The organism is Streptococcus dentapri, from assembly GCF_042649885.1.
Classification (GTDB): domain Bacteria; phylum Bacillota; class Bacilli; order Lactobacillales; family Streptococcaceae; genus Streptococcus; species Streptococcus dentapri.
Genome location: NZ_JBHSAC010000082.1, coordinates 1 through 847, shown reverse-complemented (window position 1 = coordinate 847; position 847 = coordinate 1). Strand labels below are relative to the sequence as shown.

The following is an 847-nucleotide window of genomic DNA, read 5'->3' as shown; positions in this document are numbered from 1 at the left end:
CCTTTTTGATGGCCGTCTTTTGTCGTATGAAGCGTTTCATCAGGCTGGAGGTAGAGCTCCGTTTTACTGGCGTTGGGATCACTCTTATCGGGGTAGCCGTCACCTGAAGCACCTTGGGTGAGTTGGCCTTTATTGTCTTTGGCATCTTTAGCAAAGTCAAATTTAAGAGATTCTCCTGAATCTAACTGCGCTCGTTCTTCAGGAGTTAGCTTTTCATAGGCAAAAGTATTAGGACGTCCAGTGTAAGCAGACTCAGCTAAAGAAGCATAAATGTTATCAAAATTATCTAAATTCCAGTTACTCAAATTGGTTCTCCTCCTATTCTTAATTGACTACTTTGGGACATACTATCCATATCAACATTACCATCTTTATCTATCCAGATGTCTACGCTCCAACTGGAATCTTCAAGGTCATTGATACCGCCGTAGACAGTAATAAAAGGTTCAGCAACGACAACCCCTGATTTATCCCACTGAGTTTCATCCCAATCAATCTGAACAGACTCGACCTTAGGGCTCTGTGATTTGACAAAATCCACAATTTCCTGTTGGTGTTCTTTGAGGTAGGCCAGCTGCTTCTCCTTGGTTGTCATCCTTGCTTCTTGTTTCTTTTTCTCAGCTTCTTTTGCTTGTTGCTCTCGCTTGGCTTTGACAAAAGCCTCAAAGCGACTGTTAAAATCATCTTTGACCATCAGGGTTCCTCCTATTCCTGCTAAAATGGCTAACGTAGCTAAACTAGCCATTCCTATCTTGGTTGACTTTTTCATAAGAGCCTCCTCTATTTTTGCTACTATGAGAGATTGGCAAAGATATCCCCAGCCTGCTGGGCATCCACTGCTTCAATA

Annotated in this window: 1 protein-coding gene and 1 pseudogene; both read right to left on the bottom strand. The window is 42.4% G+C overall.

All coding sequences use genetic code 11. The features are described from left to right. A pseudogene (locus ACFOSE_RS09285) lies at positions 1-305 on the bottom strand (hypothetical protein); the annotation flags it as partial. Beyond that, on the bottom strand, positions 302-769 hold the full coding sequence (locus ACFOSE_RS09280) for a hypothetical protein (RefSeq protein WP_380432698.1): 468 nt from the start codon (positions 767-769) through the stop codon (positions 302-304). The gene ACFOSE_RS09280 and the pseudogene ACFOSE_RS09285, both read right to left, overlap by 4 nt. Positions 770-847 lie beyond the last annotated feature (78 nt).